General features: G+C 55.8%; 16 protein-coding genes. 9 read left to right on the top strand and 7 right to left on the bottom strand.

Annotated features, from left to right (window positions below):
* Positions 1 to 44: 44 nt before the first annotated feature.
* The 5 genes from ABF979_RS07970 to ABF979_RS07950 form a co-directional block, all read right to left on the bottom strand.
* Positions 45 to 815: an alpha/beta fold hydrolase gene (locus ABF979_RS07970; RefSeq protein ID WP_415559000.1), complete on the bottom strand. Its 771-nt coding sequence runs from the start codon at positions 813 to 815 to the stop codon at positions 45 to 47.
* 279 nt (positions 816 to 1,094) lie between these two features.
* Positions 1,095 to 2,246 carry an FMN-dependent L-lactate dehydrogenase LldD gene (gene lldD / locus ABF979_RS07965; RefSeq protein ID WP_415558998.1) on the bottom strand — a complete coding sequence of 384 codons (1,152 nt, stop codon included), beginning with the start codon at positions 2,244 to 2,246 and terminating at the stop codon, positions 1,095 to 1,097.
* Positions 2,247 to 2,395: 149 nt separating this feature from the next.
* On the bottom strand, positions 2,396 to 2,959 hold the full coding sequence (locus ABF979_RS07960; RefSeq protein ID WP_415558996.1) for a histidine phosphatase family protein: 564 nt from the start codon (positions 2,957 to 2,959) through the stop codon (positions 2,396 to 2,398).
* Positions 2,960 to 3,083: 124 nt separating this feature from the next.
* Positions 3,084 to 3,980 carry a fructose bisphosphate aldolase gene (locus ABF979_RS07955; protein ID WP_415558995.1) on the bottom strand — a complete coding sequence of 299 codons (897 nt, stop codon included), beginning with the start codon at positions 3,978 to 3,980 and terminating at the stop codon, positions 3,084 to 3,086.
* 135 nt (positions 3,981 to 4,115) lie between these two features.
* Positions 4,116 to 4,586 carry an Rrf2 family transcriptional regulator gene (locus tag ABF979_RS07950; protein WP_211500435.1) on the bottom strand — a complete coding sequence of 157 codons (471 nt, stop codon included), beginning with the start codon at positions 4,584 to 4,586 and terminating at the stop codon, positions 4,116 to 4,118.
* A 79-nt stretch (positions 4,587 to 4,665) separates the two neighbouring features.
* Between ABF979_RS07950 and ABF979_RS07945 the strand changes: the two genes are divergently transcribed.
* Complete coding sequence (locus tag ABF979_RS07945; protein ID WP_415558992.1) at positions 4,666 to 5,844, top strand: globin domain-containing protein; 1,179 nt, start codon at positions 4,666 to 4,668, stop codon at positions 5,842 to 5,844.
* Between the two features lie 4 nt (positions 5,845 to 5,848).
* Here ABF979_RS07945 and ABF979_RS07940 read toward each other — a convergent pair whose 3' ends face one another.
* On the bottom strand, positions 5,849 to 6,454 hold the full coding sequence (locus ABF979_RS07940; RefSeq protein ID WP_415558990.1) for an FMN-dependent NADH-azoreductase: 606 nt from the start codon (positions 6,452 to 6,454) through the stop codon (positions 5,849 to 5,851).
* 93 nt (positions 6,455 to 6,547) lie between these two features.
* On the opposite strand from ABF979_RS07940, the gene ABF979_RS07935 reads away from it, so the two are divergent.
* Positions 6,548 to 6,928 (top strand): winged helix-turn-helix transcriptional regulator, encoded by a 381-nt coding sequence (locus ABF979_RS07935; RefSeq protein ID WP_202207018.1) that lies wholly within the window; start codon positions 6,548 to 6,550, stop codon positions 6,926 to 6,928.
* A 45-nt stretch (positions 6,929 to 6,973) separates the two neighbouring features.
* A complete protein-coding gene (gene dapB / locus ABF979_RS07930; RefSeq protein ID WP_415558987.1) occupies positions 6,974 to 7,720 on the top strand; it encodes a 4-hydroxy-tetrahydrodipicolinate reductase in 747 nt (248 codons plus the stop codon).
* Between the two features lie 24 nt (positions 7,721 to 7,744).
* On the opposite strand, the gene ABF979_RS07925 is transcribed toward dapB, so the two are convergent.
* Positions 7,745 to 8,542, bottom strand: a complete 798-nt coding sequence (locus ABF979_RS07925) for an SDR family NAD(P)-dependent oxidoreductase (RefSeq protein ID WP_415558985.1) — start codon at positions 8,540 to 8,542, stop codon at positions 7,745 to 7,747.
* Between the two features lie 287 nt (positions 8,543 to 8,829).
* On the opposite strand from ABF979_RS07925, the gene metK reads away from it, so the two are divergent.
* The 6 genes from metK (at position 8,830) to lepB (ending at position 14,972) form a co-directional block, all read left to right on the top strand.
* Entirely contained in the window at positions 8,830 to 10,014 is a 1,185-nt protein-coding gene (metK, locus tag ABF979_RS07920; protein WP_064275660.1) for a methionine adenosyltransferase, read from the top strand.
* A 4-nt stretch (positions 10,015 to 10,018) separates the two neighbouring features.
* A complete protein-coding gene (trmB, locus tag ABF979_RS07915; protein ID WP_415559060.1) occupies positions 10,019 to 10,714 on the top strand; it encodes a tRNA (guanine(46)-N(7))-methyltransferase TrmB in 696 nt (231 codons plus the stop codon).
* Positions 10,715 to 10,755: 41 nt separating this feature from the next.
* Positions 10,756 to 12,396: an electron transfer flavoprotein-ubiquinone oxidoreductase gene (locus tag ABF979_RS07910; RefSeq protein ID WP_415558983.1), complete on the top strand. Its 1,641-nt coding sequence runs from the start codon at positions 10,756 to 10,758 to the stop codon at positions 12,394 to 12,396.
* Positions 12,397 to 12,502: 106 nt separating this feature from the next.
* Positions 12,503 to 13,252, top strand: coding sequence for an electron transfer flavoprotein subunit beta/FixA family protein (locus tag ABF979_RS07905; protein ID WP_415558981.1), 750 nt, complete (start codon positions 12,503 to 12,505; stop codon positions 13,250 to 13,252).
* Entirely contained in the window at positions 13,252 to 14,157 is a 906-nt protein-coding gene (locus ABF979_RS07900) for an electron transfer flavoprotein subunit alpha/FixB family protein (RefSeq protein ID WP_211502388.1), read from the top strand. Before ABF979_RS07905 ends, ABF979_RS07900 begins: the two co-directional genes overlap by 1 nt.
* A 119-nt stretch (positions 14,158 to 14,276) precedes the next feature.
* Positions 14,277 to 14,972 carry a signal peptidase I gene (gene lepB, locus ABF979_RS07895; protein WP_415558980.1) on the top strand — a complete coding sequence of 232 codons (696 nt, stop codon included), beginning with the start codon at positions 14,277 to 14,279 and terminating at the stop codon, positions 14,970 to 14,972.
* The last annotated feature ends 94 nt before the right edge of the window (positions 14,973 to 15,066 follow it).

Genomic DNA, 15,066 nt, shown 5'->3' with positions numbered 1-15,066 from the left:
AACCCAATGGGATTTCTCTAACGGGACATGCAACGACATGGTCCTTAGGCCGGGACGCACTTCATGAAATCCTGTAGAAAAGGAAAAACACGTTCAGGCATATCTTCAAGTAACGTGTGGCTCGCGAAGGGTATGTTAAGTAACCTGGCACCTTTAACCTCCTCAGAAAGCTCGAATGCCTGTTGCCGCGACACCAGCATATCGTCGTCACCATGCACTACAAGCAAAGGACACTGAATGTTTTTTACAGACGCGCCGGGATAGGCATTTTCGTCGCTGCCAAGCCACATCTGCGTCGCTGCCTTGAATAACTTTCCGAAATCTGGCTTGGGATTTTCCGTATTGTAAACTGCAATTTGACTCCCGAACATGCCACGCCATTTTTCAAGAGTGATCGTCTGATAAATCTGCCGGGCAGGATCGTTCTCGGGCAACACCCAATGCGCGCCAACCGCTATGACAAACTCCGGTTGTACGGCACGCGATGCAGCCAGACGCAAGGCGACAATGCCTCCGTCACTATGTCCGATGATACCAAATTTTTGCAGCCCCAACGTGGTGAGAAGTAGAGTAAAATCATCCTGGAGTTGCCGATAAGTCAGAGAGGCCGTCCCGAGACCAGATCGACCATGCCCGCGCGTATCAATAGCAATCAGCCTGTAATCTTTTGCCAGGTTCTGTGCGAGCGGAATAAAATCGCGCCGGCTTTGCAAGCCGCCATGAAGCAGAACGATGACTCTTCCTCGTGGATTTCCACCTTCAGAAACGAACAAATTCGTATCGCCAACGGATACACAATTCCCTGAATCAAACATTCGATGGCTTTCGTAAGGTCGGATTGTCGCTGGATAGTGCCGTGCGATTATCACCGATCACACTCTATCTTTAAATTTTTACACCAAAGGATGGTTTCAACATCGTTCGGCATACCGTTTAGACGAATGAAAATGTCTACTATCTTATGTTTGAGCACAGATAGAAGCTGTGCCGTTCTCCTTACAACACAGCTCTTGATTATTATAAGACATACTGACTTACAGGAAACTCCTACTGGGAATAGCCTTGCGCCTTAGCCGATATCTTGTGGCAAAGGCTCAATCAGATTCCGGAACCAAATGAGCCAGGCTCTTTGACGTCAGATCCGAAATAGCACTCGCACCCGTAAGGGTCATAGCGACACGGAGTTCCTTCTCGATGATATCGAGCACATTCTCCACACCCTTCTGGCCGCCGGCAGCAAGAGCATAAACAAAGGCGCGACCCAGCAGAACAGCGTCCGCCCCCATCGCAACCATACGGGCAATGTCGAGGCCGGATCGAATGCCTGAATCTGCCAGAATTTTCAGTTCTCCCTTCACGGCATCCGCTATCGGCGGAAGTGCCCGGGCGCTGGAGAGGACGCCGTCAAGCTGGCGACCACCATGGTTGGAGACAACAATACCATCCGCACCAAAACGGACAGCATCTTTGGCATCCTCTGGATCAAGAATACCCTTGATAATCATGGGGCCGTCCCAGTATTCCCGGATCCATTCCAGATCTTTCCAGCTAATGGACGGATCAAAATTATTGGCGAGCCAGCCGATATAATCTTCCAGTTTGGTTGGATTTCCGCGATAGCGCGAAATATTGCCCAAATCGTGCGGTCTGCCACGAAGACCCACATCCCAAGCCCACATGGGATGGGTCACGGCCTGAAGATAACGCCGGATGTTGGCATGGGAGCCGGACATTCCCGAATGGGCATCGCGATAACGCGCGCCCGGCGTTGGCATGTCTACGGTAAACACTAAAGTCGTAATGCCCGCAGCCTTCGCGCGCTCCAGGGCATTCTTCATGAATCCCCGGTCCTTAAGCACATAAAGCTGAAACCAGATGGGCACCGGGCTTCTACCCTGCACTTCCTCGATGGGACACACCGATACTGTGGACAACGTGAAGGGAATACCTTTACGCGCCGCGGCCCTTGCTGCCTGCACTTCCCCCCGACGGGCATACATGCCTGTCAGTCCCACAGGGGCAAGAACCGCAGGAATATTCAATTTGCGCCCGAACAACTCTGTCCCAGTCGTCAAACCGGACACGTTTTTCAAGATGCGTTGCCGCAGGGAAATATCTGCTAGGTCCGTGATGTTCCGCCGCATTGTCTGCTCTGCGTAGGAACCGCCATCAATATACTGGAAAAGAAAAGGCGGCAGACGACGGCGGGCTGCCTCACGATAATCAGTGGCTGAGGAAATAATCATCTGGCAGTTCCATCAATGTCCAACGTATTCAATGAGGAGGAGACTGCCAGTCTGTTTGAAGACAACCAAGAGGCTATCTCGTGCCCTGACATTATGTTGCACAACACCATACAAACAATGACGTGACGGCAACTCCTCCTTCTGGCCAATCAGGCGTTTAGTCTGCGTAAAACCCGTGCGCCCCGATGAATATCGAGAACGGACACAGATGCCGTATCCAGTGCCAGATTTTTCCCAAGCCGCACATCGTTATGAATCCACACGCCTATCAAGCTGCGAAGAACGTGACCGTGTGCAAACAGGGCAATCGTTCCTCCCTGTGCAGTCAGCCTCTCCAGCAAGCCGTTGACCCTCTTCTGAACCTGGGCGGCCGTTTCGCCATTTTCCACGTCAGACGTCCACAAAGACCAGTCGGGCTCGGCTTTCAAAATTTCCGGCGTGGTGAGCCCTTCGTACACGCCGTAATTCCATTCCATGAGATCAGGCTCGATTTGAGCTTGCTCGCCAAGCCCGGCGAGAACGCAGGTTTCATGCGCACGCTGAAGCGGACTGGTGAACACCTGATCAAAGTTCTGATGTTCTAAACGGCTCTTAAGAGACAGCGCCTGCTTACGTCCGTTTTCCGTCAGGGCAATATCCGTACGCCCCGTGTGCTGGCCGCTGATGGTCCATTCTGTTTCGCCGTGGCGAATTAGCCAGAGGGTGGTGCTCATGACACATGCCTTCCCTATGGGCTTTCAGTAACTGAAAGCCCTTTGCCAGTCCGAAGCCGGATTACTGAAATTTCTGGATCAGAGGCGAATGATTCGTATGCCCACCCGCCTCTCAAGCCGCTGTTCAGTTCTTGTGAACAGAGGCGTCGTAAATCTTGTCCACAACCTTACTCAGGGTTTCGTTGAACGCCTGATCGGACTGTGAAACGCGCAGATCATCCACGAGAGCCCGCGAGAAGCTGGCGATCATGCCATGATTGGCTTTGAGCTTCTGGCACGCTTCATCGAGAGGATAACCGCCCGAAAGCGCGACAACACGCTGCATGCGCGGATGCTTCATCACGCGGGCATACAGGTCCGGCTTTTCAGGCAACGTCACCTTCAGCATAATCGGATAATCTCCTGGAAGTGCTTCCAGTCCACTCAGAACAGCGTCTTCAAGGAGCGCTTCAGCCTCAGCCTTTTCCGGGCTTTTCACCAGCACTTCCGGCTCAAGGATGGGGACGAGTCCGTGCGATGCCACCTGCGCCGCAATATCGAACTGCTGCTGAACAAGGCTCTTAATGGCAGCAGGATTGGCCAGACGGATCACTGACCGTTCCTTGGTACCGTATATGCCCAGCTTCGCCGCTCGTTCCAGCAGTTCATCCAGGCCCGGAATGGGCTTCATGAGCTGAACGCCGTCCTTTTCGTCTTCCAGACCTTTATCGATCTTCAGAAACGGGACGATTCCACAGGTTTTCCAGAGATAGGACGGCACCGGCGTGCCGTCGACCGTGCCATCCATTGTTTTCTCAAACAGGATTGCAGCAAGGACCTCGTGGCTCTGGAAAGCAGGAGAGGAAATGATGCGAACGCGCATTTCATGCATCAGACGGAACATGTCCGCATCGTTCGAGTAGGCATCCGGCCCGATGCCATAGTGTGCCAGAGCCTTGGGAGTCGATCCGCCGCTTTGATCAAGAGCAGCGATAAATCCGGGAGTTTTTGACACCTGCTCGGCCATTTTTGCATCAGGCATGAACACTACATCCTTTTCTTCAGTCACATGACCAGAAGTAACGACTGACCTTCGCGCGGGATTGAAGACTCTTCCAATCACATTGCACGGATCACCCATAGGACGCGGTTCAACCCTGCTGGAGCGGCAGGGAAATCAGTTTTTTTCAATATTGTTGGACGGGGGGTCGGCTAATTCTGGAAACAGTCTGGCCAGATCCGCAGGCTGAAGAAGATCTGCCAGAGTGTAGCGATCGAGCACGGCCAGAAATGCGGAAAGCGCCTCTCCCAGCACTCCACGCAAGCGGCAGGAGGGAGACAGAACACAGGCACGGCTTCCTGTTGCCCGGCCCTCACAGTCCACGAGCATCATATCGTCTTCCGTAAACCGGACGACCTCTCCCACACCAATGTCCTGTGCCGGGCGGCCCAACGTCAGGCCACCGCCACGACCTCGTACGGTGGTGATGAAACGCCCCTGCCCCAGACGATGCACAACCTTCACCAGATGGTTTTCCGAGATGCCGTATGCCTCGGCAATTTCGCGAATGGAGACGCGCACAGTCGGGCGTGCCCCGATGTAGAGCAGGGTCCGCAAGGCATAGTCGGTATGCAGGGTCAGGCGCATACGAGTCCTCTGGCAGATTGACAGTCAGAAGTCACGCGCTTAAAGATGTATTTATTATACACCTTTAAGAAGACCCATCATGTCCTCTTCCGACCGCAGCCTCACGCCAGACGTCATTGCCACCATCAAGGCGACCATTCCGGCCCTCGAAGCGCATGGTCTCGACATCACCAGTGAGATGTACCGCCGCCTTCTGGCTGATCCGGCCATTGCTGAGATGTTTGACCCGACACATCAAAACAAAGGAACGCAGCCACGCGCGCTCGCCATGGCCGTCCTGGCCTATGCCCGGAACATTGATAATCTCGGAGTGATGGGCGGAGCGGTTGAGCGCATTGCCCAGAAGCATGTCAGCCTGGAAATTCTGCCAGAGCATTACCCACATGTTGCCACTGCCCTGATCGGCGCGATTCAACATGTTCTGGGAGACGCCGCGACGCCTGCAATTCTGGATGCATGGGGCCGTGCTTACTGGGCTCTGGCCGACATTCTGATGGGACGGGAAGGCCAGCTTTATGACGCCAGCACACATGCCGAAGGCGGCTGGACCGGCTGGCGCGACTTCACGATCATCAATGCAACACGCGAATGCGACAATGTCACGACGCTGGAACTGAAGCCTGTGGATGGCAAAACCGTCATTCAGGCTATCCCCGGCCAATATCTGGGTGTGGACCTAAATATTCCGGGACATGGGCAGACCAGACGTAACTACAGCATCACATCGCGCCCCAACCACGATTCCTACACCATCAGCGTGCGCCACGTTCCGAACGGTGTGGTTTCCACATGGCTCAACAGTCCGGACTGCAAAGGTCATCAGGTTCGACTATCGCCGCCAGCAGGTGAGTTTGTCCTACCGGAGAAAAACGACGCGCCGATTGCCTTCATCTGTGCAGGGATTGGGATCACGCCCATGATTGGAATGATCGAGTCTTTGGCCGCGCAGTCAGGCTCACCAGCGGTCAGTATTATTCAGATTGCCCATTCCGAAACGGCCGTACCGTTTTCAGGGAAACTGAACAGCCTCGCCAAGGAAGCGAAAAGCCCGATTACGCTTCATACGCGTCTGACGTCTGTTGAGGGTCGCCCGGATGCGGCATGGGTCGCAGCCCGCATTCCGGAGAAAGCCATCTGCTATCTGTGCGGTCCGACCGGGTTCATGCGCGATATGATTCAGGATCTTTCAAAGGCCGGCATTCCAGCCGATCGTCTGCGTTATGAGACGTTCGGACCGGATACCGGCGTAACAGACTGATCTGTCAGAGGGCGGCGATGGCGCTTTCCGCTTCCGCAAGGATGCGAGGGCGATCATTGCCGCTATTGACTGCAAGACCTTCCGCTTCGATGACCTTCACGTCCGTGACACCAAGGAAGCCGAGGACGGCCTTGAGATAGGCCACCTGATGCTCGAAGGCTGCCTGCGGCGTACCCTCCGAATAGATGCCTCCACGAGCAACAGCGAGAATAACGGTCTTACCGCCAGCAAGCCCTTCAACACCATTCGCACCATAGCGGAATGTCTGTCCGGCAATGGCAATGCGATCAATCCAGGCCTTAAGCTGGCTTGGAATGCCGAAGTTATACATCGGCACACCGAGTACGAGAATGTCGGCCTCCTTAAAATCGGAGAGAGCTTTCGCGCCCGCTACCAGATCCTTGTTGGAGGCAGCGTCTTCCGTAAGGTCCTTGCCCAGAAAAGACAGAGCTTCGCCGTCCAGGTGAGGAAGCGGGTTCACCGCCAGATCAAGGGGCGTAACCTCCAGATCCGGATGCTTCTGACGGTAGCGGTCCACAATCGCCACACTCAGCTGGCGGGTTGCGGAATACCCGCCAAGAATACTGGAATCGATATGAAGCAGTTTCATTGGAGTTTCTTTCGGTTCCTGATCGTAACTAGCACATGATAAGAAACCTTTTCTGCACCTCCGCAAGACGGCACATTCAGGGATCATAGGCACATGGATGTTAGTACCCTTCCCCCTCCGGAAGCTCATGAAAGCGACACATGCGCTGTTGTCCGTGCCATTCTGGCGCGTATTGGAGACAAGTGGAGCATCTTGATCGTGCGGATGCTGGGAGACGGCTCTATGCGCTTTAGTGAACTCCGACGATCCATCGAAGGCATTTCGCAACGCATGCTTACGCTGACCCTGCGAAATCTGGAACGCGATGGACTGGTCGCCCGAACCGTCACCCCCACTACTCCGCCCCGCGTGGATTACGAATTGACGGATCTTGGCCACTCCCTGCAAAGCATCACAGAAGCCTTTGGGCGCTGGGCTGTCACACACCGGGATCAGATTGAAAATGCCCGCCTCCGTTTTGACGCACGCCAATAATCCCTTAGGTTGCGCCCAATAGTTTCTGACGGTCAGGCATGGATTATGACGATTTCTCCCCACATCGGTATTGCTGGTATTACTGGGCGTCTGGGCGCTCTGTGCGCCGAAGAAGCGGGAGACTCCCTGGCTGGCGGGCTGTCCCGTCACGCAGATGCAGCACGCAGCATCACCAATAACCCGGCAGAACTAGCGACGCGCTGCGACGTCATTATCGACGTCAGCCATGCTTCAACCGCAGCAACCCATGCAGAAGCCTTCACAGCGGCAAAGTGCCCATGGGTTCTTGGAACGACCGGCCTTGACGCTACGGCGCAAGCTGCCGTGAGCGAGGCTGCAAAACATATTCCGGTTTTACAGGCTGCCAATTTCTCCCCGGCGTTGACGCTTTTTCTGGAGCTCGCGAAGCAGCTTGGCGCAGGGCTACCAGGTTATGATGCGGAAATCGTAGAGATTCATCACCGGCAGAAAGTTGATGCACCGTCCGGCACCGCGCTGGCCATTGGACGCGCAGTTGCTGAAGGACGAAACGTAGCGTTCGAGGATGTTGCTCGCTTGGATCAGAACGGCCCGCGACCGGATAACGCTATCGGGTTTGCCTCACTGCGTGGAGGGCAGATTATTGGCGAGCACGATCTTCTCTTCATGGCTGCAGATGAACAGATCACCCTGTCTCATCGTGCGCTGGATCGACGGGTTTTCGCCCGCGGTGCACTGATGGCTGCACGCTGGCTCGTCCATCAGCCTCCTGGCCTTTACGGCATGGCAGATGTTCTTCGCCGGAAAGACTGATCTTTCCGGCAAAGTATTTAGTGGTTAGCCGCCCGAGATTTCGAGGTTCACACCCGTCATAAAGCTGGAGTCGTCGCCCAAAAGGAACGCCACCACACCTGGAATTTCGCTGATATCGCCATAACGGCGCATCGGCACACTACCGATCATCTGCTTGGAAACTTCTTCAGGATTGGTGGAGAAGTACTGCGTGTTGGCCTTGGCCTGCAGTTCCACCTGTCGATCCCACATGAAACCAGGGCCCATATAACCAGGGCTGATGGCGTTAACGCGGATGTTGTAGGGTGCCAGATCCTGGGCTGCAGTTTCCGTCAGGGCGATAATGGCACCTTTGGATGCCCCGTAAGCCGCCATGTTCGGCGGTCCTTTTACCCCTGCCATGCTGGCAGTATTCACGATGCTACCGTAACCGTTCTCGATCATGTGCCGTGAGACAGCCTTCATCACATGGAAGGCGCCCGTGACATTGATGTTCAGAACACGCGGGAAATCTTCGGACGGATAATCCTGAACCGGGGCAAAGGCACCCTGATATCCGGCATTGTTGAAGAGGAAATCGATTTTTCCAAACTCTTCGACAACGCGGCCGACAACATCAGTCACGGACTGCTCGGACGTCACGTCACAGACATAGGACGCAGCTTTCACGCCCTTCTCCCGCACGGCGGCTTCCGCCTTGGCCAGTGCGTCCGGATTCATGTCGAGCAGAGCAATTTCCGTGCCCATTTCTGCCAACCGGAGTGCAGTCGCGAGGCCAATATTGCCCCCAGCGCCCGTAACGAGACAAACTTTACCGCTAAAGAAACTTACGACGTATGCCATTGGTGCCTCATGAAAATACGGTGCTTTCACCTGCGGCCCACAATATCGCGATCGAAGGCAGTCGTCTCCCCCTGATTTCGCACCATGAGAAAACGTGAATACTCCTGTTGGTTTTCCTGATTTTCCAAGGACTTCTCTTTGGATTTCACAGAAAAAATGTCCAAGTTTTCCTAAGCCCCTTGACCCCTGCGTTCAATTCCGCCAAGCCGTGCCTCTCCTGAATGCTGCATCCGTTCGTCATGACGCCTGCAGCCCTTTTCACCACTCATTCCCTGCGAGGTCCCTGAGTGCGCAATCACGGCGATTTCCTGTTCACCTCTGAATCTGTTTCCGAGGGCCATCCCGATAAGGTGGCAGACCGTATCTCCGACACAGTTCTGGACGCTTATCTTGAAGCCGATCCGGAAGCCCGCGTTGCCTGTGAAACGCTGGTCACCACAAACCGTGTCATTCTGGCCGGTGAAGTCCGTGGCCCCGAGGCCGTCGAAGACACGCTGATCGACCGCGTCCGTGAGGCCATCAAGGACATCGGCTACGACCAGGCCGGCTTCTCTTGGAAGACGGCTGACATCACGTCCTACCTTCACGCACAGTCTGCTGACATTGCCCAGGGCGTGGACAGCGGCAGCGACAAGGACGAAGGCGCTGGCGATCAGGGCATCATGTTTGGCTTCGCCACGCGCGAAACCGAAAACCTGATGCCGGCCCCGCTGTTTTACGCCCAGACGATCCTTGAGCGTATCCGCGACTACCGCAAGAACGGCGACGCCCGCGGCGCTGGCCTTCTTCCGGATGCGAAGAGCCAGGTCACGCTGCGTTATGTCGATGGCAAGCCGGTTGGCGTCACGTCTGTCGTGATTTCCACGCAGCACGCTGAAGGCATGAGCCAGAACACGATCCGCGAAACGCTTCGCGGCGTGGTCAATGACGTTCTGCCGAATGGCTGGAGCTGCCCGGAAGACGAGTTCTATGTGAACCCGACCGGCAACTTCGTCATCGGTGGCCCGGATGGCGATGCGGGCCTGACAGGCCGTAAGATCATTGTGGACACCTACGGCGGTGCAGCCCCTCATGGTGGTGGCGCATTCTCCGGCAAGGACCCCACGAAGGTTGACCGTTCGGCTGCTTATGCTGCGCGTTACCTTGCCAAGAACGTTGTGGCTGCTGGCCTTGCAGATCGCTGCACGATCCAGCTCAGCTATGCGATTGGCGTCTCCAAGCCGCTTTCAGTCTATGTGGACCTCGATGGCACAGGCAAGGACATCGACGAAGCACGCCTTGGCCTGCTCCTCAATGAAGTTGTGGATCTGTCCCCGCGCGGCATCCGCAAGCACCTGCGCCTGAACCGCCCGATCTATGTTCCGACGTCTGCCTATGGTCACTTCGGTCGTGTGCCGAATGAGGCTCTGGACAACTTCACGTGGGAAAAGACAGATCTGGTCGACACCCTCCGTAACGCACTGAACAGGTAAGACCCTGACACAGTCTCTTAAACCCCAGCCGGAGCGGCTTTACGGCCGCCAACGCGGCCATCCGCTCCGGGCCAGACAGCAGCGCCTTCTCGAAGACGTGCTGCCGCGCTTTACATTTGCGTCTGCTGAAAATCCGACAGCCGGATTTTCCACGCCTGTATCGCGCGTTTTTCTCGAAATCGGATTTGGTGGCGGCGAGCATGCCGCTGCCCAGTCTGAAATGAATCCGGATGTCGGGTACATTGCTTCTGAAGTTTTCGAGAACGGCTTGTGCTCGCTTATGTCGCGTCTTGTCCCAGAAGGACAGGACGAGACAGCCGAGCCTCCGCCTCATTTCCGGATCTGGCCAGAAGACGCTCGGCAACTCCTGAAGGATATGCCGGACAATTCTCTGGATCGGGCTTATCTGATGTTTCCGGATCCATGGCCCAAGTCACGCCATGCGAAGCGCCGTTTCATCCACCCGGAAAACCTCAAGGAGGTTCACCGCGTTCTGAAACCCGGAGCAATCTGGCGCGTCGCCAGCGATCATCCGGTCTATCAGGAATGGGTGACGGAAGTGATGGGCAAACAGGATCTGTTTGATGCACCACCTCCGGAAACGGAACGTCCTGAAGGATGGTCCCCAACCCGATATGAGGCCAAAGCCTTCCGGGAAGGTCGACAGCCTTTCTACTGGACATTTACCCGGCGCCCTTGAGGCGCCGTCCCTTTATCTGACTACAGTGAGTTCCTGACATCATGACCCAGATCGAACGCGAAGAAATGGAATTCGATGTCGTGGTGGTCGGTGGTGGCCCCGCCGGTCTGTCCGCGGCTATCCGGCTGCGACAGGTGGCTCCGGACGCCTCGGTCTGCCTGATCGAAAAGGGTAGCGAAATCGGTGCGCACATCGTGTCTGGTGCTGTCATCGAACCGCGTTCGCTTGAGGAACTCCTGCCAGACTGGCGCTCACTTGGTGCGCCCCTGAATACGGAAGTCACGGAAGAGCGCATGCTTTTCCTGACGGAAAAGCGCGCCATTCAGATTCCCTATCTGGACCGCGTCATGCCCCATATGGCGAACCACGGAAATTATGTGGTGTCTCTGGGGGAAGTCTGCCGCTGGATGGGTGAACAGGCAGAAGCGCTGGGCGTTGAGATCTACCCCGGCTTTGCGGGCGCTGAGCTGTTCATCGAAAACAATCGCGTTGCTGGCGTCATTACGGGCGACATGGGCATCGAACGCGATGGCACGCATGGTTCCAACTTCACACCCGGCATGATTCTGCGTGCCAAGCAGACGATCCTGACCGAAGGCGCACGCGGCTCGCTGAGCGCCCACGCCATGAAGCGTTTCGGCCTGCGCAAGGATGTTGATACCCAGACTTACGGCCTCGGCATCAAGGAAGTCTGGGAAATCCCGAAGGAGAAGCATCGCCCCGGCCTCGTCCAGCACAGCTTTGGCTGGCCACTGGACGACCACACCTACGGTGGCGCATGGCTCTATCATTTCGGGGAAAATCTGGTCAGCTACGGTTTCGTGACCGGCCTCGACTACAGCAACACCTACCTCTCCCCCTTTGAGGAAATGCAGCGCACGAAGCTGCACCCGGCATTCCGGGAACATTTTGAAGGTGGCAAGCGCCTGATCTATGGCGCCCGTGCGCTCTCGGAAGGTGGACTTCAGTCCATTCCACGCCTGACATTCCCCGGCGGCGTTCTGGCCGGCGATTCGGCAGGTTTCCTGAACGTTCCCAAGATCAAAGGAACGCATACCGCCATGAAATCCGGCATGCTGGCCGCCGAGGCTGTAGCCGAAGCGCTCCAGACTGAGCGTACAGAAGCTTCAAGCCTGACAGAGCGCGTCCGCAATTCCTGGCTCTGGTCCGAATTGCGCGATGTCCGCAATATCCGTCCGGCATTTGCCAAATGGGGTATGAAGGCTGGCGCGCTCTACGCTGGCATCGACAGCATGATCCTGCGCGGCCGCGCACCTTGGACCCTGCATCATCCGCACGCAGACAATGAGACTTTACGTCCAGCGGCGCTGTGCGAGCAGATCGACTATCCGAAGCCAGACAATGTCCTGACCTTCGATCGTGTCAGCTCGGTTTTCCTAAGTGCGACAAATCACGAAGAAAACCAGCCTGTCCATCTGAAGCTGCGGAACGAAGCCATCTGGCGCACCGTCAATCATGACGTGTTTGACGCGCCAGAGAGCCGTTACTGTCCGGCAGGTGTGTATGAGCAGGAAAAGAGTGGAGACAATGACTGGTCGCTGCGCATCAATGCGCAGAACTGTGTCCATTGCAAAACCTGCGATATCAAGGACCCGACGCAGAACATTGAATGGTGCACGCCAGAAGGTAGCGGCGGCCCGAACTACCCTGTCGGGATGTAAATCCTCTAAACAGATGGGCCGCTTCCTGACCGGAATGTGACTTCCTGATCCATTTCCGCTACGGTGGCGGCCGTTTTTCCAGCGGCGTCAGCAGCGAAAGATCACGATGAAAATTCTGGTCCCAGTCAAAAGGGTGGTCGATTACAACGTCAAGGTACGTGTAGCGGCCGATGGTAGTGGTGTCGAAACGCAGGGACTGAAAATGTCTCTAAATCCGTTCGATGAAATTGCGGTGGAAGAAGCCATCCGCCTACGCGAAAAAGGCGTGGCAACCGAAGTGGTCGTGGTGACCATCGGCGTTCAGGCCGCGCAGGATATCCTGCGTACCTCAATGGCGATGGGCGCAGACCGGGCCATTCTGGTCAAAACAGATGATACGCTTGAGCCCCGCGCCGTCGCCAATGCGCTGAAAGCCATTGTCGAGCGTGAACAGCCGGGTCTTGTCTGCATGGGCAAGCAGGCCATCGATGACGACATGAACGCAACGGGCCAGATCCTGGCAGCAAAGCTCGGCTGGCCCCAGGGCACGTTCGCCAGCGCGGTGACCGTTGCGAACGATCGTATTGAAGTTGCTCGCGAGATCGACGGCGGCACGGAAGTCGTCTCCCTGACGCTTCCCGCTGTGGTGACGACCGATCTGCGCCTGAACGAGCCGCGCTACGCGTCCCTCCCGAACATCATGAAAGCTCGCAAAAAGCCACTTGAAACGCTTGAGGCCGCAGATCTCGGTGTTGATTTGGCCTCCCGCCTGACCATCGTATCTGTCGCCGAGCCGACGGAACGCAAGGAAGGTATCAAGCTGGGCAGTGCGGCCGAACTGGTCGAAAAGCTCAAGACAGAAGCGAAGGTGATCTGATGACCGCTCTTGTTCTGCTCGAAGTCGAGAATGGTGAAGTTCGTCAGGCATCACGTTCAGCCCTGACAGCCGCCGCACGCTTTGGCGATGTAGACGCCATCGTTTTTGGTGAAGGCGCCAGCGCAGCCGCAGCCCTTCCTGGGGTAAAGCGGGTTCTGTCCGTGCCAGCTCTGGCCACGGATCTTGCTGAGCCTGCCGCCGACCTTCTGGCGTCCATTGCAAAGGACTACAGCCACATCGTGGCATCGGCCTCAGCAAGTGGAAAGAATATCCTGCCACGCTTGGCGGGCCTGCTTGACGTGCAGCCTGTCCCGGATGTTGTGGAGATCAAGGACGCCGAGACGTTCGTGCGTCCCATCTACGCGGGCAATGCACTGGCAACCGTTCGTTCTGCCGACAGCATCAAGGTTCTGACCATTCGCAGTTCCAGCTTTGATCCTGCTCCAAAGGATGGCGGTTCTGCAGCGGTCGAAACACTGGAAGCCCCAGCCAGCGAAAAGTCAGTTTTCGTGAAGGTTGAGTTGTCAGCATCCGATCGTCCGGAACTGGAATCCGCGCGGGTGGTAATTTCTGGCGGCAAAGGCATGAAGGATGCAGCCAACTTCAAGCTGCTTGAGCCGATTGCTGATAAGCTGAATGCCGCAATCGGTGCTTCCCGTTCGGCGGTGGACTCTGGTTTTGCTCCGAACGAAATGCAGGTCGGGCAGACCGGCAAGATCGTGGCACCAGAACTCTACATCGCTGTCGGATTGTCTGGCGCAATCCAGCATCTGGCTGGCATGAAGGACAGCCGCGTGATCGTGGCAATCAACACAGATCCTGAAGCTCCGATCTTCCGCGTTGCCGATTACGGTATCGTGGGTGACCTGTTTGAAGTGCTTCCGGCACTCGAAAAAGCTCTCTAACACGTCTTTGCAGGTGACCATTATGACAGGTCACCTGCAATTTTTCTGACATAGCCTGTCCAAGGCTTAAGTTGCGGAACGCCTGCCGTATGGCACTCTCCGGCCATGGAGAGACCGCAATGAAATACCGTCAGATCTTCCAAAAAATTCTAGCTGCACTGCCCCCAATTATGGGTGTGCTATTTATCCATACCGCGCTCGGCGCAGCTTACATTGTCCCATCAGCGTCGATGGAACCGACCCTGAGGATCGGTGACGAAATTATTGTTTCTGCACCCTCTTATGGCCTGAGCACAGCATCCCTACCCTTTGGCTCCTCATTCGCCCAAGTTACGCAAAGACGCATCTTTGGTCACTTGCCGCACCGGGGCGACATTGTTGTCTTTAGAGCCCCTGCAAATCTTCATGAAACATGGGTCAAACGCGTCATCGGCCTGCCCGGAGACAGAATTGCACTAACAAACGGCCGAATTGTATTGAATGGGAAAATATTGCCTTGGAAAGACGAGGGCTCTGATCAGGAAGATCGTGCTCAAGCGCATTCCGGTGAACGTTATGAAGAAACGATTCCTGACGGAGTACGCCATGACATCATCAAATTGGCCGCCCATGGGCCACTTGATAACATCCCCGAATTTACGGTCCCGGCAGAAAGATTGTTCGTCATGGGGGACAACCGGGATAATTCAGCTGACTCTCGTGTTCCCGTAACAGAAGGTGGTGTAGGGCTGCTCCCAGTCTGGAATCTTCAGGGTCACGCAATCACTGTTCTATTCTCGTGGAGAAGCATCAAGAGAATATTGCTTCCCATCTGATTTTTCACTCCATCCTCTTGCCACGAAAGCAAATTCCCGGTAGGAGAAGCGCCGTCGGCCGGAGTGTAGCTCAGCCTGGTAGAGCACTGTGTTC

The organism is Gluconobacter sp. (assembly GCF_047723935.1).
GTDB lineage: Bacteria > Pseudomonadota > Alphaproteobacteria > Acetobacterales > Acetobacteraceae > Gluconobacter.
This window is presented reverse-complemented; position numbering and strand designations above follow the sequence as displayed.

What these genes read in the sequence shown, in the direction of transcription:
- ABF979_RS07970 (WP_415559000.1), bottom strand. Translation starts at nt 815, where the DNA reads ATGTTTGATTCAGGGAATTGTGTATCCGTTGGCGATACGAATTTGTTC.
- lldD (WP_415558998.1), bottom strand. Translation starts at nt 2,246, where the DNA reads ATGATTATTTCCTCAGCCACTGATTATCGTGAGGCAGCCCGCCGTCGT.
- ABF979_RS07960 (WP_415558996.1), bottom strand. Translation starts at nt 2,959, where the DNA reads ATGAGCACCACCCTCTGGCTAATTCGCCACGGCGAAACAGAATGGACC.
- ABF979_RS07955 (WP_415558995.1), bottom strand. Translation starts at nt 3,980, where the DNA reads ATGCCTGATGCAAAAATGGCCGAGCAGGTGTCAAAAACTCCCGGATTT.
- ABF979_RS07950 (WP_211500435.1), bottom strand. Translation starts at nt 4,586, where the DNA reads ATGCGCCTGACCCTGCATACCGACTATGCCTTGCGGACCCTGCTCTAC.
- ABF979_RS07945 (WP_415558992.1), top strand. Translation starts at nt 4,666, where the DNA reads ATGTCCTCTTCCGACCGCAGCCTCACGCCAGACGTCATTGCCACCATC.
- ABF979_RS07940 (WP_415558990.1), bottom strand. Translation starts at nt 6,454, where the DNA reads ATGAAACTGCTTCATATCGATTCCAGTATTCTTGGCGGGTATTCCGCA.
- ABF979_RS07935 (WP_202207018.1), top strand. Translation starts at nt 6,548, where the DNA reads ATGGATGTTAGTACCCTTCCCCCTCCGGAAGCTCATGAAAGCGACACA.
- dapB (WP_415558987.1), top strand. Translation starts at nt 6,974, where the DNA reads ATGACGATTTCTCCCCACATCGGTATTGCTGGTATTACTGGGCGTCTG.
- ABF979_RS07925 (WP_415558985.1), bottom strand. Translation starts at nt 8,542, where the DNA reads ATGGCATACGTCGTAAGTTTCTTTAGCGGTAAAGTTTGTCTCGTTACG.
- ABF979_RS07910 (WP_415558983.1), top strand. Translation starts at nt 10,756, where the DNA reads ATGACCCAGATCGAACGCGAAGAAATGGAATTCGATGTCGTGGTGGTC.
- ABF979_RS07905 (WP_415558981.1), top strand. Translation starts at nt 12,503, where the DNA reads ATGAAAATTCTGGTCCCAGTCAAAAGGGTGGTCGATTACAACGTCAAG.
- ABF979_RS07900 (WP_211502388.1), top strand. Translation starts at nt 13,252, where the DNA reads ATGACCGCTCTTGTTCTGCTCGAAGTCGAGAATGGTGAAGTTCGTCAG.
- lepB (WP_415558980.1), top strand. Translation starts at nt 14,277, where the DNA reads ATGAAATACCGTCAGATCTTCCAAAAAATTCTAGCTGCACTGCCCCCA.